23 protein-coding genes are annotated in these 23,238 nt (G+C 61.5%); 8 read left to right on the top strand and 15 right to left on the bottom strand.

Features of this window, described 5'->3' with window-relative positions; all coding sequences use genetic code 11:
• Positions 1-64: 64 nt before the first annotated feature.
• The 5 genes from WNY80_RS05925 to WNY80_RS05905 all read right to left on the bottom strand — a co-directional run bounded on the left by WNY80_RS05925 (position 65) and on the right by WNY80_RS05905 (position 5,348).
• A complete protein-coding gene (locus tag WNY80_RS05925) occupies positions 65-1,429 on the bottom strand; it encodes a glutamine synthetase family protein (protein ID WP_342886438.1) in 1,365 nt (454 codons plus the stop codon).
• 112 nt (positions 1,430-1,541) lie between these two features.
• A complete protein-coding gene (locus WNY80_RS05920; protein ID WP_342886437.1) occupies positions 1,542-2,594 on the bottom strand; it encodes a TRAP transporter substrate-binding protein in 1,053 nt (350 codons plus the stop codon).
• 43 nt (positions 2,595-2,637) lie between these two features.
• Entirely contained in the window at positions 2,638-3,972 is a 1,335-nt protein-coding gene (locus WNY80_RS05915; protein ID WP_342886436.1) for a TRAP transporter large permease subunit, read from the bottom strand.
• Positions 3,969-4,496, bottom strand: a complete 528-nt coding sequence (locus WNY80_RS05910) for a TRAP transporter small permease subunit (RefSeq protein ID WP_342886435.1) — start codon at positions 4,494-4,496, stop codon at positions 3,969-3,971. Before WNY80_RS05910 ends, WNY80_RS05915 begins: the two co-directional genes overlap by 4 nt.
• A gap of 57 nt (positions 4,497-4,553) precedes the next feature.
• A complete protein-coding gene (locus tag WNY80_RS05905; RefSeq protein WP_342886434.1) occupies positions 4,554-5,348 on the bottom strand; it encodes an N-formylglutamate amidohydrolase in 795 nt (264 codons plus the stop codon).
• Positions 5,349-5,475: 127 nt separating this feature from the next.
• On the opposite strand from WNY80_RS05905, the gene WNY80_RS05900 reads away from it, so the two are divergent.
• Together WNY80_RS05900 and WNY80_RS05895 are read left to right on the top strand one after the other, a co-directional pair.
• Positions 5,476-6,321, top strand: coding sequence for a MurR/RpiR family transcriptional regulator (locus WNY80_RS05900; protein ID WP_342886433.1), 846 nt, complete (start codon positions 5,476-5,478; stop codon positions 6,319-6,321).
• A gap of 93 nt (positions 6,322-6,414) precedes the next feature.
• Positions 6,415-6,744 carry a helix-turn-helix domain-containing protein gene (locus tag WNY80_RS05895; protein ID WP_342886432.1) on the top strand — a complete coding sequence of 110 codons (330 nt, stop codon included), beginning with the start codon at positions 6,415-6,417 and terminating at the stop codon, positions 6,742-6,744.
• Positions 6,745-6,751: 7 nt separating this feature from the next.
• On the opposite strand, the gene WNY80_RS05890 is transcribed toward WNY80_RS05895, so the two are convergent.
• Positions 6,752-7,549, bottom strand: coding sequence for a DUF2189 domain-containing protein (locus WNY80_RS05890; RefSeq protein ID WP_342886431.1), 798 nt, complete (start codon positions 7,547-7,549; stop codon positions 6,752-6,754).
• Positions 7,550-7,788: 239 nt separating this feature from the next.
• On the opposite strand from WNY80_RS05890, the gene WNY80_RS05885 reads away from it, so the two are divergent.
• Both WNY80_RS05885 and ispG read left to right on the top strand, forming a co-directional pair.
• On the top strand, positions 7,789-8,244 hold the full coding sequence (locus tag WNY80_RS05885) for a TspO/MBR family protein (RefSeq protein WP_342886430.1): 456 nt from the start codon (positions 7,789-7,791) through the stop codon (positions 8,242-8,244).
• A 143-nt stretch (positions 8,245-8,387) separates the two neighbouring features.
• Positions 8,388-9,629: a flavodoxin-dependent (E)-4-hydroxy-3-methylbut-2-enyl-diphosphate synthase gene (gene ispG / locus WNY80_RS05880; protein ID WP_342886429.1), complete on the top strand. Its 1,242-nt coding sequence runs from the start codon at positions 8,388-8,390 to the stop codon at positions 9,627-9,629.
• Positions 9,630-9,673: 44 nt separating this feature from the next.
• Here the strand turns inward: ispG and WNY80_RS05875 are convergent, their stop codons facing one another.
• On the bottom strand, positions 9,674-12,151 hold the full coding sequence (locus tag WNY80_RS05875; protein WP_342886428.1) for a response regulator: 2,478 nt from the start codon (positions 12,149-12,151) through the stop codon (positions 9,674-9,676).
• A gap of 105 nt (positions 12,152-12,256) precedes the next feature.
• Positions 12,257-13,174, bottom strand: coding sequence for a polyprenyl synthetase family protein (locus tag WNY80_RS05870; protein ID WP_342886427.1), 918 nt, complete (start codon positions 13,172-13,174; stop codon positions 12,257-12,259).
• A 251-nt stretch (positions 13,175-13,425) separates the two neighbouring features.
• Here WNY80_RS05870 and WNY80_RS05865 point away from each other — a divergent pair, with 251 nt between their 5' ends.
• The 3 genes from WNY80_RS05865 (at position 13,426) to rpmF (ending at position 15,192) form a co-directional block, all read left to right on the top strand.
• The gene (locus WNY80_RS05865; RefSeq protein ID WP_342886928.1) at positions 13,426-14,103 is read left to right on the top strand and encodes a transglycosylase domain-containing protein; all 678 of its coding nucleotides are present in this window, start codon (positions 13,426-13,428) and stop codon (positions 14,101-14,103) included.
• Positions 14,104-14,178: 75 nt separating this feature from the next.
• Entirely contained in the window at positions 14,179-14,826 is a 648-nt protein-coding gene (locus tag WNY80_RS05860; protein ID WP_342886426.1) for a glutathione S-transferase family protein, read from the top strand.
• Between the two features lie 180 nt (positions 14,827-15,006).
• Positions 15,007-15,192 (top strand): 50S ribosomal protein L32, encoded by a 186-nt coding sequence (gene rpmF / locus WNY80_RS05855; protein ID WP_097106820.1) that lies wholly within the window; start codon positions 15,007-15,009, stop codon positions 15,190-15,192.
• Positions 15,193-15,432: 240 nt separating this feature from the next.
• On the opposite strand, the gene WNY80_RS05850 is transcribed toward rpmF, so the two are convergent.
• Positions 15,433-15,642, bottom strand: coding sequence for a cold-shock protein (locus tag WNY80_RS05850; RefSeq protein ID WP_152011254.1), 210 nt, complete (start codon positions 15,640-15,642; stop codon positions 15,433-15,435).
• A gap of 267 nt (positions 15,643-15,909) precedes the next feature.
• Positions 15,910-16,932, bottom strand: coding sequence for a fatty acid desaturase (locus WNY80_RS05845; protein ID WP_342886425.1), 1,023 nt, complete (start codon positions 16,930-16,932; stop codon positions 15,910-15,912).
• Between the two features lie 227 nt (positions 16,933-17,159).
• Here WNY80_RS05845 and WNY80_RS05840 point away from each other — a divergent pair, with 227 nt between their 5' ends.
• A complete protein-coding gene (locus tag WNY80_RS05840; RefSeq protein ID WP_342886424.1) occupies positions 17,160-18,359 on the top strand; it encodes an MFS transporter in 1,200 nt (399 codons plus the stop codon).
• Position 18,360: 1 nt separating this feature from the next.
• Here the strand turns inward: WNY80_RS05840 and otnI are convergent, their stop codons facing one another.
• The 5 genes from otnI to dctP form a co-directional block, all read right to left on the bottom strand.
• Entirely contained in the window at positions 18,361-19,137 is a 777-nt protein-coding gene (otnI, locus tag WNY80_RS05835; RefSeq protein WP_342886423.1) for a 2-oxo-tetronate isomerase, read from the bottom strand.
• Between the two features lie 173 nt (positions 19,138-19,310).
• A complete protein-coding gene (locus tag WNY80_RS05830; RefSeq protein WP_342886422.1) occupies positions 19,311-20,243 on the bottom strand; it encodes a dihydrodipicolinate synthase family protein in 933 nt (310 codons plus the stop codon).
• A gap of 32 nt (positions 20,244-20,275) precedes the next feature.
• Positions 20,276-21,586, bottom strand: coding sequence for a TRAP transporter large permease subunit (locus WNY80_RS05825; RefSeq protein WP_342886421.1), 1,311 nt, complete (start codon positions 21,584-21,586; stop codon positions 20,276-20,278).
• 3 nt (positions 21,587-21,589) lie between these two features.
• Positions 21,590-22,105 carry a TRAP transporter small permease subunit gene (locus WNY80_RS05820; protein WP_342886420.1) on the bottom strand — a complete coding sequence of 172 codons (516 nt, stop codon included), beginning with the start codon at positions 22,103-22,105 and terminating at the stop codon, positions 21,590-21,592.
• 23 nt (positions 22,106-22,128) lie between these two features.
• Entirely contained in the window at positions 22,129-23,190 is a 1,062-nt protein-coding gene (gene dctP, locus WNY80_RS05815) for a TRAP transporter substrate-binding protein DctP (RefSeq protein WP_342886419.1), read from the bottom strand.
• Between the last annotated feature and the right edge of the window lie 48 nt (positions 23,191-23,238).

The raw sequence follows: 23,238 nt of genomic DNA, 5'->3' as shown, positions 1-23,238 counted from the left end.
CCATCTGGCGGCCCGTCAGTGTCCTGCAGCGCCGACCATCACTCGTATTGGTGTCTTGTTTTCGTCAGGCGCGCTCGAAACCGCGGGCGATTTCCCAGTCGGTGACGGCCTTGTCGAATTCTTCCTGCTCCCATTCGGCGCAGCGGACATAGTGATCAATCACTGCATCCCCCATTGCTTCACGCAGCATCTTGGAATTGCGCAAGGTTTCGGTGGAAGCCCGCAGCGTCGAGGGAATGTGCCTGGCTTCTGCGTTTTCATAGATGTCCCCGCCCGTCGGCGGAGCCAGTGCCAGCTTCTGTTCGATCCCCTTGATCCCGGCAGCCAGCAGCGCTGCCTGGGCCAGGTAGGGGTTCATGTCCGATCCGCCGATGCGGCATTCCACACGGACGGCCTTGGTTCCCTCGCCGCACAGGCGGAAACCGGCGGTACGGTTGTCGACCGACCAGACCGTGCGGGTCGGCGCGAAGGTGCCCTTCATGAAGCGCTTGTAGCTGTTGACATAAGGCGCCAGGAACCAGGTGTAGTCCGACGCATACTCGATCAAACCTGCCATGAAGTGGCGCATCAGGTCAGACATGCCATGCTCGCCGTTTTCATCGCGGAAAGCCGGGATCTTGCCCTGCCACAGCGACATGTGGACATGCGAGGACGAGCCGACCTTCTGCGGGTGCCACTTCGGCAGGAACGTCACCGACCGGCCGTTGGCCCAGGCGATCTCCTTGACCGCGTGCTTGGCGATGGTGTGGTGATCGGCGCAGTCGAGCGCTGCGGCATAGCGGATGTTGAGTTCTTCCTGGCCGGTCTCGGCCTCGCCCTTGGAGTTCTCGATCGGAATACCGGCGGCGAAGAGATGATTGCGCACCGGGCGCATGATGCTCTCTTCCTTGGTGGTCTGCAGGATGTGGTAATCCTCGTTGTAGGCGCTGATCGGCGTCAGATCGCGATAGCCCGAGCGGGCCAGATCGCGGAAGCTCTGCTCGAACAGGAAAAATTCCAGCTCGGTCGCCATCATCGCCTCAAAGCCCAGCTCCTTGAGCCGGGCGATCTGCACCTTCAGGATCTGTCGCGGCGACTGCGGCACCGGCTCGTGAGTGTGGTGATCGAGAAGATCGCACAGCACCATCGCCGTACCTTCCAGCCAGGGCACCCGGCGCATGGTCGAAAGATCGGGCTTCATCACGTAGTCGCCGTAACCGGCCTGCCAGCTGGTGGTCGCATAGCCATCCGGCGTTGCCATCTCGATGTCCGTTGCCAGCATGTAATTGCAGCAATGGGTTTCCTCATGGCTCGAATCGATGAAGTTCTGGACATGGAAACGCTTGCCCATCAACCGTCCCTGCATGTCGACGCAGCACACCAGCACGGTGTCGATGTCGCCGGACTTGGCAGCAGATTTCAACTCGTCAAAGGTAAGGTTTCCGGCCATGTGATCTGATCCTGGTAAGCAGCCCCGGAGGGCTTGGATTTTGTGAGGCGCTGTAGCGGCAAACCGCCCCCCGAAGCAAGCCGGGAGGCGGAGATCTCAGAAGTGGTATCGCTCAGAGTTCACCGTAAGGGAAACCTGCATTGTTGATGACCTTGTTGTATTCCTTGAACACCGAGATGACCTTGGCCTTGGTTTCGCTCTCCTCGGCCACTTCGTCCCAGAACTTCACCGCGGCATCCTCGACCTGCTTCCATTCGGCCCCCGGCACGGAGCGGAGCTGCAGCTTGTCGCCCGTGGCGCGCAGCTTGGCTTCGCCGCCCCAGTACCACTGGTTGCGGAAGGTGTGGCTGGCTTCCATGCAGGACATGTAGAGCGCCTTGAGGTGCTCGGGAAGCTCGTTCCACTTCTTCTCGTTGGCAAACCAGGAACCGATCCAGGCGCCGGAGATGTTGTTGGTCAGGAAATAGTCGGTCACGTCGGCCCAGCCGACAGTGTAGTCCTCGGTGATCCCCGACCAGGACATGCCGTCGAGTTCGCCGGTCTGCACCGCCACTTCGGCATCTTCGTAAGGAATCGACACCGGCACCACACCGAACTGGGTCAGGAAGCGACCGGCTGTCGGGAAGGTGTAGAGTTTCAGGCCATCGAGATCGGCAACGCTCTTGATTTCCTTCTTGGTGTTGAAGTTGCACGGATCCTGGCCGGCGGCCGAGAGCCAGACAACGCCGGTTCCGGCATAGGCATCACGCCAGATGTCGGCGAGGCCGTACTGCTGGAACAGCACCGGCACATCGAGAATCGAGCGGGTTGCGAACGGGAAGTAACCGCCGAACAGGCCCACTTCCACCGGCGACGCCATCGAATCGTCATCCGAATGAACAGCATCGATGGTGCCGGCCTGCATGGCGCGGAACAATTCGCCGGTCGGCACGATCTGGTCGGCAAAGAACAGCTCGATCACCATCTCGCCATTGGCTGCCTTGTTGAAGGCATCGACGAAAGGCTGGGTAACGAACTGGCCGAGCGTTGCGCCGGCATAGGTCTGCATGCGCCAGCGGATCGGTTCCTGTGCAAGCACCGGCGGAGCGGCAAGCGCTGTACCGGCTGCGGCACCGGCGGCAACGCCGGCCTTGGTGAGAAATTGACGCCTCTTGATATTGCTCATGCTGTTCTCCTTTATGGTTTCGTCTTCTTCGGATTTGCTCACGTCAGCCCTGGAGTTTGCCGCGGAATTGCTCCGGCAGCCACAATGCCAGTTCCGGGAACATCATCACGATCACCAATGTGAGCAGCATGACCGCGACGAAGGGAATGACGGACTGGTAGATATGGCGCAGCTTGATTTCGGGCGGCGCCATGGCGCGCATCAGGAACAGATTATAGCCGAACGGCGGCGTCATGTAAGCGATCTGGCAGGTGATGGTGTAGAGCACGCCGTACCAGACAAGGTCGAAACCGAGGATCTTGACCAGCGGCACGTAGAGCGGCGCCACGATCACCAGCATCGCCGTGTCATCGAGGAACGTGCCCATCAGCAGGAAGCTCAGCTGCATCAGGATCAGCACGTGCCATGGCTCCAGGCCAAGCTGGCCGAGGAAGAAGTTCTCGATGGCACGTACCGCGCCAAGACCATCGAACACCGCACCGAAACACAGCGCCGCCAGGATGATCCACATGAACATGCAGGAGATGCCAAGCGTCTTGCGCATGACATTTTCCATCACCTCGCGGTTCAGCCGGCCCTTGATGAAGGCCGCCGCCATCGAAGCCAGCGCACCCACCGCCGAGCTTTCGACAAGGCTGGTGTAGCCCATCAGGAACAGCCCGTTCATCAGGAAGAAGATCATGAATGGCAGGAAGCCGGCGCGGAGCAGGCCGATCCGCTCTTTCCAAGTGATCGCGTCACGCTCTTCCTTGGGAAGCGGTGGCCCGAGATGCGGCTGCAGCTGGCAGCGAATGGCGATGTAGAGGATGAACAATCCGGCCATCAGCAGGCCCGGAAACACACCGGCAAGCCACAGCTGGCTGACCGGCTGCCGGGCGATCATGCCGTACAGCACCAGCACCACGGAAGGCGGAATCAGGATGCCGAGCGATGACCCGCCCTGGATCACCCCGGTAATCATCACCTTGTCGTAATTGCGCCGGAGCAGTTCCGGCAGCGCGATGGTGGCGCCGATCGCCATACCGGCCACCGACAGCCCGTTCATCGCCGAAATCACCACCATCAGGAAGATCGTGCCGATGGCGAGACCGCCCGGAACCGGGCCGAACCAGACGTGGAACATCCGGTAGAGATCATCGGCGATGCGGCTTTCCGACAGCATGTAGCCCATGAAAATGAACATCGGCAGCGTCAGCAGCGGATACCATTTCATCAGCTTGATCGATTGCGTGAACGCGATCTCGACGCCACCCGTGCCCCACAGCGGCAGGGCGGCAATCACCGCTACGGCACCGATGACACCGAACACGCGCTGCCCGGTCAGGAGCAGCGCCATCATCGAGGCGAACATGAACAGGGCGATAAGTTCGTAGCTCAAAGGCCCGCCTCACTTGCATGGTTTACGCTGACGCCGCGCAGGAAAAGAATGTCACGGAAGAGTTCGGCAATGGTCTGCAGCAGCATCAGCGAAATGCCGATGACGCCGACCAGCTTGACCGGCCACATGTAGGGCCGCCAGACCGAATGTGCCCGCTCGCCATATTCGATGGCGTAGGTCGTGCTCGAAATCCCACCATAGAGCAGCACGCAAAGATAGAAGATCAGGAACAGCACCGTGATCGAATCGATCGCTGCCTTGCGGCGCGGCGACCATGTTCCGTAAATCAGGTCCATCCGCACATGATCGCCCATCTGCATCGAGTAGGCGCCGCCGAGCAGGTAGTAGCCGACCATGATGAACTGCGCGAATTCGAGCGTCCACAGTGCCGGCGCACCGGCATATTTGGTTACCGACGACCAGAACAGCACGCCCATCAGCGCGAAGATCAGGTACATTGCAAACCGCCCGACCCGCCTGTTGAAGGCGTCGACCGTGCGGATATAGCTCTCGATGAACTTCATGGTTTCGGGACTCCGGGGCAGACGGCCGCAACACGTCCATCCGCCGGACTGGAACACTCACGCATGAAGACGTCCCCCTTCTGTTTTCAGCTTCTCCAGCGACGTCTCAAGCAGATCCGCGATCGATCCGGCCCATTGGCGCTGGCCGGCTTCATCGGAAACGAGATCATTGCGGATCTCGAGCATGACGTTGGCAATTTGCCGGGTCAATCCATGCCGTTTGAGTGTGTGGGTCACCCCGTCCTCCGGGCCGTAGGGATAGTTCCGCCGGACCAGTTCGAGCTTTGCCGATGCGGCTGCATCGAGCATGGCATCGGCCAGCCTGCGATCTTCATCATGCAAGATACCCAGGTGCCCGTCACGCAGTTTGCCGAAATAGACCGGCGTGAACGAATGAACGGTCACCAGCACCACGTTGCGGCCCTTGGCCAGCCGCTCGTCGATCAGCGCGTCGATTGCCTGGTGAAACGGATGGTAGAGCGCGTCGGCACGGCGCGCCTTGTCGCTGGCGCTGAGCCCGATGTTGCCGGGAACATCGAAGATTTCGCTGCGCTCGGGATAGGCCCCGGATGATTCCGGCGGACGGTTGCAATCGTAAGCCAGCCGTGAAAACCGCTGTGAGACCAGCGTTGCGTCGAGACGTTCGGACAACAGCTCCGCCACGCTTTGCGCGCCGATGTCCCAGGCGATGTGGCTTTCCAGCACCGCCTCGTCGAGCCCCATGGTTTCCAGAGCTTTCGGCATGGTCTTTGAGGCATGCTCGCAGATCAGCACCACATCGCTCGTTCCGCCGGGACGCAGGACGGCAAAGGCAGGCCCTTCCGATGGGTCGATCAGCATATCGTCGCGCATTCTGGTTACGGGCCCCCGGCAGCCGTCACGGCATTCTTCACTCTCGTAACATTGATTAGGATTGCCCTCCCGTTGTCAATCCTGTAATTTTTGTTACATCTTGGTGACACACCGGAACGGGACCCACATGGCCATACGCGAACAGGTTCAGGCAGCACTCGGAACCCTGCCGGGCGCCGAGAAAAAGATCGCCCACGCGTTTCTCGCCAATTATCCCAGTATCGGACTGTCGACGATTGCCGAGCTTGCAGCCCTTGCCGGCACCAGCGCCCCGACGGTCTTGCGTTTTGTCGCCCGGCTCGGGTTTGACTCCTACCCCGAATTCCAGCGCGTCCTGCGCAGCGACGTCCAGGCCCAACTGATGTCTCCGCTTGAACGCGCCCGCAGCACCGGGCCGGACACGGACAACCCGGCGCTCAAGGCCAGCTTCGCCAGGATCACCGCCAATCTCGACGCCACCTTGAAGGCGGTGCCCGAGAGCGAATTCGAGGCGGCCTGTGAATTGCTGTCCGACCCCAAGTCCACCTGCCATTTTCTGGGCGGCAGGTTCACCGACACCATTGCCGCCTACATGGCCGCGCACCTCAGGATCATCCGGCCCAATGTCAGGCATTTCGACGGCCAGACATCAACCTGGCGTGACCAGCTTCTCGATGTCCGCTCCGGCGATGTCGCGGTCCTGTTTGATATCCGCCGCTATCAGTCCGATCTGGTTCGGCTCGGAGAACTGCTGGTCGAACGCAAGGCCCGCATCCTGTTGATCACCGATCCCTGGCTGTCACCGATTGCCCGCTCGGCACGTGTGGTTCTGCCCTGCGTGGTCGACGCCGATCGCACTTGGGATTCGAGCGTCACCCTGATGGCATTGGCGGAAGCGCTGATCGACCGTGTTTCCCGCGCCCAGTCCGACAGCGCCCGCGCCCGCATGCAGGCGCTCGAGGACATTCACTGGAACAACCTGCCGGGCCGCTGATGTGAACATCCCGGCTCGGAGAACCGACCATCGCCCGGTTGGAGGTCTTAGAGCAAGCTTGCACAAATCCGCAGCTTCCAATACCCATCGGATATGGACCAGCAAACCGCATTGGACGCCTTCTCGGCCCTCAGTCAGGAAACCCGGCTTGCCGTGTTCCGGCTGCTGGTATCGGCCGGTCCGGAAGGCATGACTTCCGGCGAGATCGGTGAACGCCTGAACGTTCGCCAGAACACCATGTCGACCAATCTCGGCATTCTGCTCAAGGCAGGGCTGGTGCGGCGCGAACGCGACGGGCGCAATGTCCGCTACCATGCCGATCACTCGGGCATCAGCGGCCTGCTCGGCTTCCTGCTTGAAGATTGCTGCGGCGGCAATCCGGATCTCTGCCAGCCCATCATCCGCCAGCTCTCCTGCACCTGACCCTGTCTCAGCCCGGCGATGTTGCCCGGCGGTAGAGATGCCATGCCGCGTGCCCCATCACCGGCAGGACCAGCAGCAGCCCGGCAAAGACCGGCAACAGCGCCAGCAGCGTGCTCACGCCAACGACAACACCGAAACCAAGCATCGGCACCGGGTTTTTCACCACCGCCGCGACGCTGGTAATCATGGCCGTGACGAAATCCACTTCCCGCTCGGCAAGCATCGGCAGCGCGATCACCGTCGTCGAAAACAGCACCGTCGCCAGGAATGCGCCGACAAGGGTGCCGACGCCCAGAAAGCCCCAGCCTTCGGGGGTCGACAACACGATGTCGACAAACCGGTCCCAGCTGGAAAACGACTTGAACCCCAGGAACAGCGCCAGCAGCAGCCGCACCTGGTAGACCCAAATCCAGAAAATGAACATCACCACGAAGGCCATCCAGCCAAGCTGCCGTTCGCGCTGGTAGAACACCTGCGCCAGAACGCCCTTGGCCGTGATCGGCTCGCCCATGCTGCGCCGGCGGCTGACTTCGTAAAGCCCCACTGCAACGAACGGTCCAAGCAGCGGAAACCCGATCGCCAGCGGAATGATCATCCAGGGCGATCCGATGCGGGTCAGAAACGCCAGGATCAGCAGCCCGCCAAGCATGTAGATTGCCCCGAAGAACAGGCCGTAGCCGGGGTACGCCTTGTAGTCATCCCACCCGTCTTTCAGGCTCGCACGCACATCACCGAGGGACAGCTCCCTTATAGGCGGCGCACCAGCCGGATTGGCTCTCGTCAATCCCTCTGTCGTGTTGGGCATGATGTCCTCCCTCATTCCCCTCGTACCAAGTCGCGATTGTGCCCAACCTGGCCTGTTTCTTCAATGATCCTGATCAACAAACCGGATTGCACAGGCGCCGGCCCGAAAGAGGCAACGCCGGCCAGTCCGGTAAAGGGCAGTCTGGTAATCAGGTAAAGCGCCACTACCTATCACCGCAAGGCCGCGATCCCGATCTTGCCTGTTCTGGTGAACGTTGCGGCCGGAACCCGGAGTTCACAATGTCTGCCATCATCATCGCCCTACTGGTTCTTGCGACCGCATCAAGCGGCGCCCTGTTCAAGCCGGGCGAATGGTACCGCGGCTTGCGGCGGCCGTCCTGGACCCCGCCGAACTGGGCCTTCCCGCTGGTCTGGAGCATTCTCTACATCGCCATCGGCCTTGCCGGCTGGCTGGTCTGGCAGGCCGAAGGCATGGGGATCGCAATGATGCTGTGGCTCGCCCAGCTGGTGTTCAATGCGGCCTGGTCGTGGCTGTTCTTCGGCCGGAAACGCATGGATCTGGCCTTTGTCGATGTCAGCCTGCTGCTCATCACGATTATTGGCTTCATTCTAGTCGCGGCTCCGGTCTCGCAGGCAGCCGCCCTGCTGTTCCTGCCCTACGCGGCCTGGGTCGCAACCGCGGCAACGCTCAATCGCTCGGTCTGGAAGCTCAACCCGGACGCGGCGCCCGGCTGAGCATGCAAGCCGGGGAAATCCGGCACCAGGCTCTCGCGAAGATCGACCAATGCCATCAAACAGCTTCCATTTCGCGGCAGCCCGTTTTAGGAAGCGGACACACCGGAGGCTCTCCGCCTTCCCAGACAGCAACCGAGGCAAGCATGACCATTTCCCCCTTTGTTGCCCCGCAACCCCGCCGGGGCAGTGTCGCAGTCGATGTCGGCGGCGTGATCGTGGGCGGTGGCGCGCCTGTCGTGGTGCAGTCCATGACCAACACCGACACCGCCGATATTGACGCCACCGTTGCCCAGGTTGCAGCCCTTCACAAGGCCGGTTCGGAGATTGTCCGCATCACCGTCGACCGCGACGAAAGCGCTGCCGCGGTTCCGAAGATCCGCGAGCGCCTCGAGCGGCTCGGCCTCGATGTGCCGCTGGTCGGCGACTTCCACTATATCGGCCACACGCTGCTGGCCAATCATCCCGCCTGCGCCGAGGCGCTGGCCAAATACCGGATCAACCCGGGCAATGTTGGCTTCAAGGACAAGAAGGACCGGCAGTTCATCGAGATCATCGAAATGGCGATCCGCCATTCCAAGCCGGTGCGCATCGGCGTCAACTGGGGCTCGCTCGACCAGGTTCTGCTGACCCGCCTGATGGATGAAAACGCCGAAAACGGCTCGCCGCTCTCGGCCCGTGACGTCACCCGCGAAGCCATCATCCAGTCGGCGCTGCATTCGGCCGCACTGGCCGAGGAAACCGGGCTCGAGCGCAACCGCATCATCCTGTCGGCCAAGGTCAGCCAGGTCCAGGACCTGATCGCGGTCTACTCCGAACTGGCACGCCGCTCCGACCATGCCCTGCACCTGGGACTGACCGAGGCCGGCATGGGCTCCAAAGGCATCGTTGCCTCGTCAGCGGCCATGGGCATCGTGTTGCAGGCGGGCATCGGCGACACCATCCGCGTCTCCCTGACCCCGGAACCGGGCGGAGACCGCACACGCGAGGTCATCGTCGCCCAGGAATTGCTGCAGGTCATGGGCTTCAGGCAATTTGTGCCCGTGGTCGCCGCCTGCCCCGGTTGCGGCCGCACCACCTCGACCGTGTTCCAGCAGCTTGCCCGAACCATCGAGGACGACTTGAGGCGCAACATGCCGCTGTGGCGCGACAAGTATCCTGGCGTCGAAGGCCTGCAGGTCGCGGTCATGGGCTGCATCGTCAACGGTCCCGGCGAATCCAAGCATGCCGATATCGGTATCTCGTTGCCGGGAACCGGCGAAAGCCCTGCCGCACCGATCTTCATCGATGGCAAGAAGGCTGCAACCCTGCGCGGCCCCAACATCGCGGAAGATTTCCAGGCCATGGTCGCCGATTACATCGAAAAGCGCTTCGGCCAGTCAGGCTGACCCGTCCGTTTGCAACCGGCCGGGAATTGCCGGGCGGGTAGCACTCAGCCCGCTCGTGACCTGCTCTGGTTGTTCGGGATCCAGCGGTCGATCATCGCGCCGAGTTTTTCCGGCGATATCGGCTTGGAGAGATAATCATCCATTCCGGCCGCAAGACAGCGGTCTTCATCGCCCTTCAGCGAATGCGCGGTGACGGCAATGATCGGCGTCGGGACAAGCCCCTGATCGTTCTCGATATCGCGGATTGCCTGGGTGGCCTCCAGCCCGTTCATTTCGGGCATCGACACATCCATCAGCACGATCGTCGGCCGGAGTTCGCCCCACATCCTGACTGCCTCGCGCCCGTTGACGGCGAGACTGTGCGTCAACCCCAGCCCGTCCAGCGTCTGCTGGAAGACGATCTGGTTGATCGGATTGTCCTCCGCCACCAGCACCAGCGGTTCGCTCCGCTCGGCGCTTGCCGGCTTGACCTCGCCAACAGGCGCCTCGGGCACGGGTGCCTGCGGCGTAGCCGGTTCCGGCATCGCCACGGCCGCCGGCCTGGGAGCTTCATGGCTGGGCTTGCAGGAGCGCAACGCCATTTCCACGGTCTTGCGCAACTGCGCGGTGCGGACCGGCTTGGTCAGCTGGGCAAAGATGTCGAGATGGTTGAGCGCTTCGAGCTGGTCAGCCTGGTCGACCGAGGACAGCACCAGGATCGGCGTATCGGCAATCTGGGGATCGGAGCGGATCGCCTGGGCAACCTCGGCGCCGGACATGCCGGGCATCTGGAAATCCAGCACCACCAGGTCGATGCCGATGCCGAGCTGCGAGCGCGCATGGCGCAACAGGTCCAGGCCAATCTCCCCGCCTTCCACCGCCACGCAGTCAAAGCCCCAGCCGCGGATCTGCTCGGTCAGGATCATCCGGTTGATGGCGTTGTCATCGACCACCAGAACCCGGCGGCCGGGCAGCAGGTCCGACGGCGCTTCGGTGGCCGCGCTGCTTTGCGCATCCACATCCATCTCGACGGTGAAGCTGAAGGTCGAGCCAACCCCGACCTCGCTCTCGAGCTCGATCTTGCCGCCCATCATCTCCACCAGCCGGGTGGCGATCGCCAGGCCAAGCCCGGTGCCTTCATGCTTGCGGGTCGAGGACCCGTCGACCTGGCTGAATTTCTCGAAAATCGTCGCTTGCTTGTCTGCCGGTATGCCGATCCCGGTGTCACGCACGGCAATCGAGATCGCCAGCCGGTCCACACCATCGACCGGCTCGACCCGATCCCAGTTGATCTCCACCATCACGTGGCCATGCTCGGTGAACTTGACCGCATTGCCCACCAGGTTGGTCAGAATCTGCCTGATCCGTCCGGGATCGCCGATCAGCTTGTCCGGCAGACCCGGCGCGATGCGGACAACCAGCTCGATGTCCTTTTCAACCACGCGCGACGACATCAGCGTTGCCACGTCTTCGGTTGTGTCCACCAGGTTGAAGGGTTTCGGGCTGAGCGTCAGCTGACCGGCGTCGATCTTGGAAAAATCGAGAATGTCGTTGATGATTTCAAGCAGCGCATTGCCGGACTTGAGAATGACATCGGTAAAGGTGCGCTGCCGCGTATCAAGCTCGGTACGTGTGAGAAGCTCGGCCATTCCAAGCACACCGTTCATCGGCGTGCGGATCTCGTGGCTCATCGTCGCCAGGAATTCGGATTTGGCCCGATCCCCCATCTTGGCCTTTGTCAGCGCCGCGTCGATCTCGCGGGTCTTGTTCTGCAGCCGCTTGATCATCTGGCGGATGATGATGTCGATGGGAATGAAGACACCCAGTCCAAGCACCACCAGCACGCCGATGGTTGCCAGCAGATATCTCTGCAGCAGCGCACCCTGCGCCAGTGACTGCTGGGCAAGATAGTCGCGGAACTGTTCCTGCACAAAGAGGTCTGACGGCTGGATCACCTCTTCGAACATGGCGCTGATTTCGCGCCCCGCCCAGTACATGTCCTTTTTCGTCCGCGCCGCGTCCAGCCGTTCGGCCCCAAGCATCTGCCGGTGGTTGAGGAACGGATCGTCATTGTTCATGTACCGGGATTGCGCCTGGATCCTGTGTGTCAGGTCGGCGGGCAGCTCATTCCACTTGTCATTGAGATGCTTGATTTTCCAGCGCGCTCTCTCGAACCGGAATCGCAGGCTGGACAATGCCGAAACAATATCCGGATCCACCCGCAGGCTCTCGCGGATCGTGCGTTTCTCGGCCAGGGTTGCGCCATCAAGCCTGGAATCCACGAAAGCCTGGTAGTCGACATAGGTCTGTGCAAGCCGCTTGCTGCGGTCAGCGATCGCCCGCAGGGCATGATCAACTTCCGCAAAATCCGTCGAAACCGCACCGATCTGCTGGATCATCCGGTTGCGTTCGCGCTGCTCGAAAAAAAAGAACGTGCAGATGACGGCAATCGCCATCAGGGAAACAATATAGCCAATCCTGAGTGAGATAACCGATCTTCGCGCAAAAGCGGTTTCATCCTGAATTTTGCTTTTTTCAGTCATGTTTCTGGCAGCATCCGTTTGTCAGGATAATGCCGTGAGATCGTTAATTAAAAACCTACAGACAGCACATCTTTTCCATCCCAGGAGGGAAAATGGCCGTTGGGATCAGTGTTCCCGGCTGGCGATAAAACCGGCTGCCTGCCGCAATGTCTCGGCCTTGCCGCCAAATGGCTCAAGCAGTTCTGCCGCTTCTTCGACCAAGCCATCCAGCCGCTGCCGCGCGGCGGCAACACCGTGCAGCGACACCAGCGTCCCCTTGCCCCGCCCGGCATCCTTGCCCGCGGCCTTCCCCAGTGTCGCCGCATCGGAAGTCACGTCCAGCAGGTCATCCGCAAGCTGAAACGCAAGGCCGATGATTTCCCCGAACCTGGTCATCCGCGCCAGCACCTGGTCATCAGCGCCCGCCGCAATCGCGCCCGCGGCACAGGCATAACGCAGCAGCGCCCCGGTCTTCATCGCCTGCAGCTTCACGATGCCCGCCTCATCCGGCGCCACCCGCTCCGCATCCAGATCGAGCGACTGGCCGCCGACCATGCCGCCGATGCCGGACGCCCGTGCAAGCTGGTTGACCAGCCGCAATTTGGCGTCAGCCGGCAGATCCGTTTCAGGCGAGGACAGGATGTCGAATGCCAGCGTCAAAAGCGCGTCGCCGGCCAGGATTGCAGTTGCCTCGTCAAAGGCAACGTGCACCGTCGGCTGGCCGCGCCTGAGATCATCATCATCCATCGAAGGCAGGTCATCGTGAATGAGTGAATAGCAATGAATGCACTCCAGCGCCGCCGCGACCCGTCTTGCCGCCAGTTCCGGTGCTCCCAGAAGCCGGGCTGTCTCCACAACCAGAAACGGCCGCAGCCGCTTGCCGCCGTTGAGAACGCCGTGCCGCATCGCCGCCAGCAGGTAACCGGGCCGGGCGATTTCACCGTCGAGCACGGTCTCTGACAGCAGCGCTTCCAGCGCCGCCGCCACCTCTTGCGCCGTCGTTTCAAGCCGTGCGGCGAAATTGTCTGTCATATCCCTGTTCATTTCGGTCTCTTGCCATGCCGCGCCGCAGGCAGCAACGGTTTGTTTGAAGCTTTCTCTGCCACCGGTTTTTCGCCGCTCATGCCGCTGACATCACCTCGCCGGTCTGGCCTTGCGCCGACAAGATCGTTATGCACCCATATCAGGACCGCCGGCGGCGGCATCGATCATCCAGGATAAGCCAGGTGGCCAAGCAGAAAACCAGCCAGACCACGAGGTCACAGCAAAAAGCAGGCAAACCGCCACGCCGTTCGCTGCTGCGCCGGCTGCTGACATGGTGCCTGGGCATCATCATCCTGGTGCTGCTGCTGCCCTATCTGCTGATCCCGGTCTACAAGCTGCCCCAGGTTCACCCCGTCTCCACCCTGATGCTTGGCGAAACCCTGAACGGCCGGGCCTACGAGCGGCAATGGGTCGACTTCGATGCCATTGCCCCGGTTCTCGTGCAATCGGTCATGATGTCCGAAGACGGACAGTACTGCGCCCATTCCGGCATTGACTGGCAGGCGCTCAACCTGGTGATCGACGATGCGCTGGATGGCGAAGCCACCCGCGGCGCCAGCACCATTCCGATGCAGACGGCAAAGAACCTGTTCCTGCCGTCCACCCGCTCGGTGTTGCGCAAGGCGCTGGAGATCCCGCTGGCGATGTGGATGGATCTGCTCTGGTCCAAGCGGCGGTTGATGGAGATCTATCTCAATATCGCCGAATGGGCCCCGGGCATCTATGGCATCGAGGCCGCGGCCCAGGCCTATTTCGGCGTCCCCGCAGCAAAGCTCTCGGCGCGTCAGTCCGCCCTGCTGGCTGTCACCCTGCCCAACCCGGTCAAGCGCAACGCCGCCAATCCCTCGCGCGGCATGGTGCGGCTGGCAGGCGTCATCGAGAAGCGGGCCCGGCAGTCGGGCGCCTACATCAAATGTCTTTATGACTGAGTTCAACGGAATTGGCTTTTCCGGCCAGTCCACCCATGCCAGGTATCGATCATTCATCAGCATGAGGTGTCCGACATGACCGCCCCGGTCCTTTACATTGGCAACAAGAACTACTCGTCCTGGTCCTTCAGGCCCTGGATCGGCATGCGCACCGCCGGCATCGCCTTCGAGGAGAAGCTGGTGCCGTTCGACATGGCCGGCGGCAATCCCGCTTTCAGGGCCTTTTCCCCGACCGGCAAGGTTCCGGTTCTCGTCGATGGCGATGTAACCATCTGGGAATCTCTGGCAATCCTCGATCATGTCGCCCGCAAGCACCCTGAAGCCGGTCTCTGGCCTACCAACCCGGCAGACCGTTCCAGGGCGATGGCGATGAGCTCCGAAATGATCTCGTCATTTCCGGCCCTGCGCTCGGCCTGCCCGATGAACATGCGGCGCGAGCGCAAGCCGGTTGAAACCTCGCCCGCCATTCTGGCCGATGTCGCCCGCATCCAGCAGCTCTGGAGCGGCTGCCTGGAAAGCAGCGGCGGCCCGTTCCTGTTCGGTGGCTTCTCCATTGCCGACGCCATGTTCGCCCCGGTCGTCAATCGGCTTGACGTCTACGCCTTCGAAACCGGCACGGCCGTGAGTGACTATATGGCCAGGATGAAAGCCTTGCCGGCCTGGCGCGAGTGGGAAGCGGCCGGCCGGGCCGAACCATGGACAGTGGATGAGGACGAAGCCTGAGGCGGTGCTGGCAAACCGCACGGACGGTTCAGGCGACCTAGAGTCAAAAAAACGCGTCTACCGCTGGTCAAACCTGCAAATGCCATGTATAAGCCCGGCAAATTTCCGAAATCGGCATGTGTCAGTTTCGGCCCTTGGGTCGACCGTTGGACATGCCTGTACGCTCAATAGGAGTTTATTATGGCTGTTCCGAAGCGAAAAACTACACCGTCCAAGCGCGGCATGCGCCGTTCCGCTGACGCTCTCAAGGCCCCGACCTATGTCGAGGACAAGAATTCCGGCGAACTGCGCCGCCCGCATCACATCGACCTGAAGACCGGCATGTATCGCGGCCGCCAGGTTCTGACGCCGAAGGAAAGCGCATAAGCTTTCTCAAAGCTTTGATGGCTTGAAAGCCGGTCCTCGCGGGCCGGCTTTTTTCGTTGTGGCCCTGCGACATAAAGGCGCCAGCCGGATCCGGCTCGCCGCGCCGCCTGCAATATCCCACGACCGCAAGTGAGACTGAAATTCCCGGGCACAAAACGAAAAACGCCCGGGAACCGAAAGTTCCCGGGCGAATTCAATTCAGAGTGACCAGTCTAGCCAGCCGACCTCTGAAGTGGCTTTTCAGGCAGCTTCGATGGTCGAAACTGCAGTCTTGCCTGTGCGGCGGTCTTCAGCAGTGTCGAAAGACACCTTCTGGCCTTCGGCCAGACCGCGCATGCCAGCACGCTCAAGTGCAGTTGCATGGACGAAAACGTCCTTGCTGCCGTCGTCAGGTGCGATGAAGCCGAAGCCCTTTTGGTCGTTGTAGAATTTAACTGTACCGGTTTTCATGGGGGGAGTCCTTTATGTCCATGAATATAATTTCCGGCGCAAGCGCTCTTCAAAGCGCTCGGCGCAGGCGTTCGTCATCGAGTTTAAGTGAAGTGTTGAGCGTGTCTCCGCCTCAGGCGGTGAGCGACCAAGTCGTCCGGTCCAAAAATCGATAGAACAGTTCTACACTGTTTTTTGCGCCAACACAAGCAAAAGCGTGATCAGCGATAAAGCAGGCCGGAAAACCCGGCCCGCCTGCATGTTCTTGTCCTGCAATCGCAAGGTCCATCAGGCAGCCGCGGCCGCCCCGGCAACCCGGCCACGCACCGAACGGAACGGCACCAGCCGACGCCGTTCTTCGTCCCACAGCGCCAGCGGAACACAGCGCAGACTCTGCCAGAACGTCAGCCGGCCGATCTGGCCCAGCTCCGGAAAGTCCTTGAGGACCTGCGGCAACCGGTAAAACGGAATCCGGCTGGAGAGATGGTGAACATGGTGAATGCCGATATTGCCGGTCGCCCACATCAGCGGCTTGGGCAGGTCATAGAACGAACTGCCATGCAGCGCCGCATATTCCCGCTCCCACTCCGGAGCATGGTCCCAGTGGGTCGGGTCGAACTGGTGCTGCACATAGAACATCCAGACCCCGATCGAGGCACCGATCAGCATGATCGGCAGGTGGATGATCAGAAATGCCTTGAATCCGACCAGCATGCCCAGCGCAACCCACATCACCAGGATCGCCAGATTGGTCGCCATCACGCTCTTCCAAGACATGATCCCGTCCTTCAGCGCCGTCACCGGCAGGCGGTGCTGCAGCATGAAGATGAAGGCCGGTCCAAGACCGAACATGACCAGCGGATGCCGGTAAAGCCGGTACTTCCAGCGGCCGACGCCTGACAGGGCCAGATATTCCTCGACCGTCAGCGTATCGATGTCGCCGATGCCGCGCCGCTCCAGATTGCCCGATCCGGCATGATGGATCGCATGCGACCGCCGCCAGTAATCGTAGGGTGTCAGTGTGATCACCCCGAGAACCCGGCCCACCCGGTCATTCCATTTGGCTGTGGTAAACATCGATCCATGACCGCAGTCATGCTGGATGATGAACAGACGGACCATCAGCAGCGCTGCCGGAACCGAAAGCGCGAGCGCCAGAATGATGCTGTAGGACAGTGCGAACCACATCAACGCCCAGAACGACACCAGCAGTCCGAAGGTCAGCGCCGTCTCGAACGCGCTGCGCCCATCGCTTGGCAACCTGTAGGGTTGCAGACGGCGCACCCACTCCCGCGCTGATCCTGTCACCATTCGTATTTCTCCTAGAATTGTTTCCTCGCCTGCCGGGCAATTGTCGCTGCTCTCGGCACATAGTTGCCCGGCAATATCACGGCGCCCGCCAAAACGGCATCTTTTTCTCGCGCAATCTCCAATTCACGATGTGTCACATCGTCACTGCAAGTGTTACCAGAGGACGGATTTACCTCAGGGCAAAACCAGATTACCTGACTTTCAATCGATTTAAGCCGGAGTCCTGAATGTCGATCTCCAGTCCTGTCGCACCACCGTTGCTGTCTCCGCAGCGGCTGGCCGTTTCGCTGATGTTTCTCGCCAACGGTTTCGTGGTTGGCAGCTGGGCGCCCAAGATTCCCGAATTCGCCACCCGCCTGGAGCTGGACGAAAGCGAACTCGGGCTGATGATCATGTGCTTCGGCATCGGCTCGCTCTGTGCCATGCCCGCCGTCGGAGCGCTGATTTCAAAGAACGGCTCCCGCACGGTGATGCGCGTCGTCGCGGCATCGACCATCCCCTGTCTGATGTTCGTCACTGTCGCACCATCGGTCTGGACCGCGGCAATTGCGCTGTTTCTGATTGGCGCGCTGATCGGCGGCATGGATGTGGCCATGAATGCCAATGCAGTGGAGGTGGAAAAGCGCCAGGGCCGGGCCATCATGTCGTCCTGCCACGGTTTCTGGAGCCTCGGCGGCGTGGCCGGTGCCGGTCTCGGCGGTGTGCTGATCGCACTCTACGGCGTTCATGTGCACGCCGTTGTCGCTTCCGTCCTGACCGGCATCATCGTCGCAATATCATGGCCGAGAATACTGGCCGATCCGCCGCACAGGCAAAGCCCCGAGCCGGACCAGTCCGCCGCAAGCATCCCGCGGCCCGGTCTGCTCACCGCAGGCGCAGCTGTCTGGCTGACCGGATTCATCTGCCTGATCATGATGACGCCCGAAGGCGCCATTCTCGATTGGGGCGCCCTGTATCTGCGTGAGGAACTCGGTGCCGATCCGGCGCTGTCCGGTCTCGCTTTCGGCGCCTTCTCCGCCGCCATGGCGTTGATGCGGTTTCTCGGCGATCTGGTCAGGGACAGGTTCGGCGCGGTCAGAACATTCAGGGTATCGGCCATTCTGGCCATGATCGGCCTGACCACGGCAGGACTGGCGCAAACGCCGGAACTGGCGATCGCGGGCTTCGCGGTTGCCGGCCTCGGGTTCGCCAACACCGTGCCGATCGCCTTCTCGGCGGCTGGCAACCTGCCCGGCCTGCCGCAGGGACTGGCGATCTCCGTGGTCACCTTCATGGGCTATTCCGGCATTCTGTTCGCGCCCTCGCTGATCGGCTTTGTCGCCGAGCACACCGGTTTTTCGGCGATCTATCTGGCGCTGCCCGTGTTCGTGGTCATGCCCCTGGTCTTTTCCGGCCTGATGCGGCACGCCGACCGGCAGGCCGGATGACCTACTCGCTGCGCAGTCCCTGCAGCCAGCCCAGCCCCTCCAGCGTGCCGGCTCTGGGCCTGTATTCGCAACCGACATAACCTTCATACCCGAGCGCGTCCAAAGCCCTGAATATCCGAAAATCGTCAAGCTCTCCGGACCCCGGCTCGTTGCGGCCAGGCACCGAGGCCGTCTGGACATGCCCGATCAGCGGCATCAGTGACTTGAGGCCCGTCAACACGTCGCCATGCAGGATCTGCCGGTGATAGATATCGAACTGCAGCTTGAGGTTTGGATGGCCAAGACTGTCGACCAGCTCGGCGGCGCGATCAAAATCGTCGAGGAAATAGCCCGGCATGTCCCGCCTGTTGATCGGCTCGATCAGCAGGCAGATCCCTCTCTCCCCCGCCGCATCGGCAGCAAAGGCAAGCGCGTCCTTGTAGCTTGCCTGGCAAGCCGGGTCCGCCGGATCGGCAATCCCGGCCATCATGTGCAGCCGTGGCGTCCCGATGATCCCGGCATAATCGAGCGCGGTCCGGACCGACTGCTCAAATTCGGCCTTTCGCCGGGGCAAAGCCGCCAGCCCCCGGTCGCCCGCGTCCCAATTGCCCGGCGACAGGTTGAAGAGCACCTGCTCAACCCCCGCCGCCCGGCACCATTCCGCCACGTCTTCGGCCCGGTAATCATAGGGAAACAGGAACTCGACCGCATCGAAGCCCGCATCGGCCGCGGCCTGAAAGCGGTCGGGAAAATCCCGTTCGGTGAACATCATCGACAGGTTGGCGGCAAAATGCGGCATTGGCAGCTCTCGGACATCACATCGGTTTTCCGCACCGGCGCCGGTCCGGGGCAGCAGCATCCAGCTTTGCCGGAACCGCCAGTCAACGCAAGCGCAGACACAAACAAACCGCCGGATCAGCTTGCGCATCCGGCGGTTTGGATTTCATCAGCACTGATCAACGGCAGAGAGGATCAGGCGCTCCAGTTCGCGTACCAGCTCTTGAACAGCTGATACTGGTTTTCGACATACTGCCGCTGCGAATCCGTCAGCGCATCGGTTTCGTTGAAGTGCAGCGTGTATTCGGCATCGCCGTTCAGCACCATCAGGTACTTGTAGTAGAGAACCAGGTCCGCGCCCTCGTCAAACGAGGAAAGCACGCCGAGCGCCTCTTCCAGTTCCTTGGCCTGCACCCGTGCCTTGGCATCGCCGGCCGCAGCCTTCTTGCACAGGTCCATCAGCTGCAGCACTTCGCGCGGCAGCGCGTTGCCGATGCCGGTGATCGCACCGGTGGCGCCGCAATTGACGAAGCCGTGATAGACATTGGTGTCGACACCAACCATCAGGGTGACGCTGTCATCCGCCGAGGTGATGTACTCCGCCGCATAACGCAGGTCCGCGGCGCCGCCGAATTCCTTGAAGCCGATCAGGTTCGGATGGTCCTTGCGCAGTGCGAAGAACAGATCGGCGCGGGTGGCGAAGCCGTAATAGGGGCTGTTGTAGATCACCGCCGGCAGATCCGGGGCAGCCGACAGGATCGCCTTGAAATGTGCCGACTGGGCGTTGACCGAAGTCCCGCGCGACAGCACCCGCGGAATCACCATCAGTCCCTGCGCGCCGACCTTTGCGGCATGCGCCGCATGCGCGACCGCCGAGGCCGTGTTGATTGCACCGGTCCCGACCACGGTCGGAATGCCGGCAGCCACGAGACGGGCAACGCCTTCCATGCGCTGCCCGTCACTCAACAGCGGCCAGTCGCCCATCGAGCCACAATAGACCACGGCCGACATGCCGGCGGCGATCAGTTCCTGGCCTTTGCGCACCAGCGCATCAAAATCCGGCGTACGGTCGGGTTTGCAGGGTGTCATGAGGGCCGGCATGCAGCCGGTAAAGATTGAGTTGTCCATCGTATGTATCCTTTGATGTCAATGAACCGGTATCAGAAACCCACGATCTGGGACGGAAGCCAGGTCGACAGGGGCGGGAAAAGAGCAACCGCAAGCAGGGTTGCAATCTGCAACAGGATGAAAGGCACCACGCCACGGCACATCTGGCCGTAAGTCATGTCGGCAGGTGCGATCGATTTCAGGTAGAAGATCGACGATGCCATCGGCGGCGTCAGGTAGCTGGTCTGGATGACGATGATCATCATCGTCCCGAACCAGACCGGATCGATGCCCGAAGACCGGATGAACGGCGTGAACAGCGGCACCGCGATCAGCACATTGGCTGTCCAGTCGAGAACGAAGCCCAGCAGCAGCACGATCAGCAGGAAGAAGACGATCATCCCCGCATCGCCAAATCCGGCGGCCTCGATAAAGGACCGGATCATCCGCGAGCCGCCATTGGCGGCAAAGGTGCCCATGAACATGGTCCCGGCAGCAACGATCAGCAGGATCATCGCCGAGATCCGCACCGTGATTTTGAGTGAATCGAACAGCATGGCCAGGTTGAAGCGTCCGTAGAAGATGCTCAGCAGCGTCGCCCCGACCGCGCCGACAGAGGCAGCCTCGGTCGGCGAGGCAATGCCCGCCAGAAGTGAGCCCAGCACGGCAAAGATCAACGCACAGATCGGCAGCAGCGAAGTGACGGTGATGCGCAGTTTCTCGCTGAGCGCAATCTCGGGCTCGGCGACATCGCCCTTCGGCTGCGGCGGGGCCAGCACCCCCTGGATGATCAGGTAGATGATGAACAGGCCGACCATCAGCAGGCCCGGCAACATCATGCCCGCAAGCAGTTCGCCGACCGACATCTGCGCCAGCGACGCATACATCACCGCGATCACCGACGGCGGGATCATGGTGCCGAGCGAACCGCCCGCACAGATCGTCCCGGCAATCTGGCTGTTGCGGTAGCCGCCGCGCTGCATGGCCGGAATGGCCATCATCCCGATCATCACTTCGACCGCGCCGACCACGCCGGCGGCTGCGGCGAACACCGCGCCCATGGCAATCGTCGCGACGGCCAGGCCGCCGGGCAGCCGGGACATCCAGATCTGCATTACCTTGAACAGCCGCTCGGCTATGCCGGAGCGCTCGAGGATGGCGCCCATCAGGACGAACATCGGAATGGCGGCAAGAATGAAATTGGTCGAGGCCGAATAGAACGCGCCGTAAAGCTGGGCAAACGCATTGGGCCCGAATTTGGCGATTCCTGCGGCGGCCGAAACGATCGCCAGCGAAAACGCGATCGGAATGCCTGTCAGCACAAGCACGAACAGCGCAGGAAACATCAGGGCGGCGATGGTCATGGATCAGGCTTCCAGTTTGAACGGCTGGTCTTCTTCGCCGCGGAACACCCGCAGGCCATGGACCAGCTGTTGCAGGGTCAGCGCCACCAGACCGATGGCCAGAATTGCGAAGAACGGCCACATCACCGGCGCCCAGGGGCTGACATTCTCGACCTCGGAGGTCACCCAGGCGCGCCAGGCCCGCTCGACCGCGAACTTGGAAAGCCCGCCGAAGATCGGCGCGATGAGGAACACGAACACGAAACCTTCAAGTTTGCGCCGGATCGCGATCGGCATTTTCTGGGCAAGAAAATCGATCCGCACATGGGCGTCTTCCTTCAGCGCGTAGGCCGCGCCGAGAACGAACAGCGTGCCCGTGCACATGTAGGAGATATCGAAGGCCCAGATGGTCGGCGCGTTGAACACGTAGCGCGCCGCCACTTCGTAGATCATCGAGATAACCAGAACCACCGTCACGATTTGGGCGATCCAGGACAGCAGACGGGAAAATGCGTCGACAAGTTTGAAAAGCCTGGTCATGACGGTGGGTTCCGTTGTCTCGGTTAGTCCTGGTTGCGGACCAGGTAGCTGCTTTCGGCGGACCACAATGTCTTGAAAGCCATGTAATCGGCAAGGATGTCGGCCATTTCGGCCTTGCCTTCGGCTTTCTGGGCCTCGGCTGTCTTCGAGATCCAGTCAACACCGGCGTCGGACAACTGCTTGATGAACTCGGGCGACAGCGTGATCACCTCGTTCTTGCCCTTGCGGTACGTGTCCATCGCCACGACGTCGTCGCCATAGAAATGCAACAGCGCCTGCATGGTTGTCAGTTCCGCAGCCTTCTCCAGCAGCGGCTTGAGATCATCGGGAAGCGCATCCCAGGTTTCCTGCTTCAACACGACTTCCCACAGGAAGGTCGGCTGGTGCACGCCCGGAACGATGATGTACTTGGCCGCTTCATGGAAACCTTCAGGTAGGTTGGCCGACGGAGGACCCCATTCGATCAGGTCAACGCCCTTGCGCTGCAGCAGCGTGTAGATTTCGCCCGGGGGAACAACGGTCGGCACCGCGCCAAAGTACTCTTCCATCACCTTGGCCCATGGACCGGAGGTGCGGTATTTCATGCCCTTGAGGTCTTCGGCCTTGGTGATCGGCACGTTCGAATGCGCCATCACTTCCGACGAACCGATGCCGACGATCAGGTTCTTGAAGCCTTCCTTGGCGCGCAGTTCGGCGAGTTTTTCCTTGCCGCCCTTCTCGTAGATCCAGGTGACATAGGCTTCAGGACCCATGCCGCCGGGGAAGCCGGCGAAGATCGCGTTGACCGGATCCTGGTTGACGAGATAGCTCGGGGTCGAGTGACCGGCCTGGATGATGCCGTCGCGGACGCCGTCATAAACCTGCAGCGCGGGAACCAGAACGCCTGCGCCGAACGGTTCGATCAGCACGCGGCCATTGGTGAGAACGTCGACGTTCTCGGCGAAACGCTCAAGGAAATTGACATAGAAGGGCGAGCCCTCCGGGACCGATGTCGGCACCTGCCACGTAACTTCCTGGGCAACTGCCGGCATCGCCACGACAGATAGCATGGAGACCAGCGCCCACTTTCTGATTTTCTTAAACATGGAACCCTCTGTGTTCTGACCGCGCAGCAACGCGGACGGTTGATGGTG

Source organism: Hoeflea sp. AS16, from assembly GCF_038900095.1.
Lineage (GTDB): Bacteria > Pseudomonadota > Alphaproteobacteria > Rhizobiales > Rhizobiaceae > Hoeflea.
Note: the sequence above shows the minus strand (reverse complement) of the source record. Positions and strands in the feature narration are given on the sequence as shown.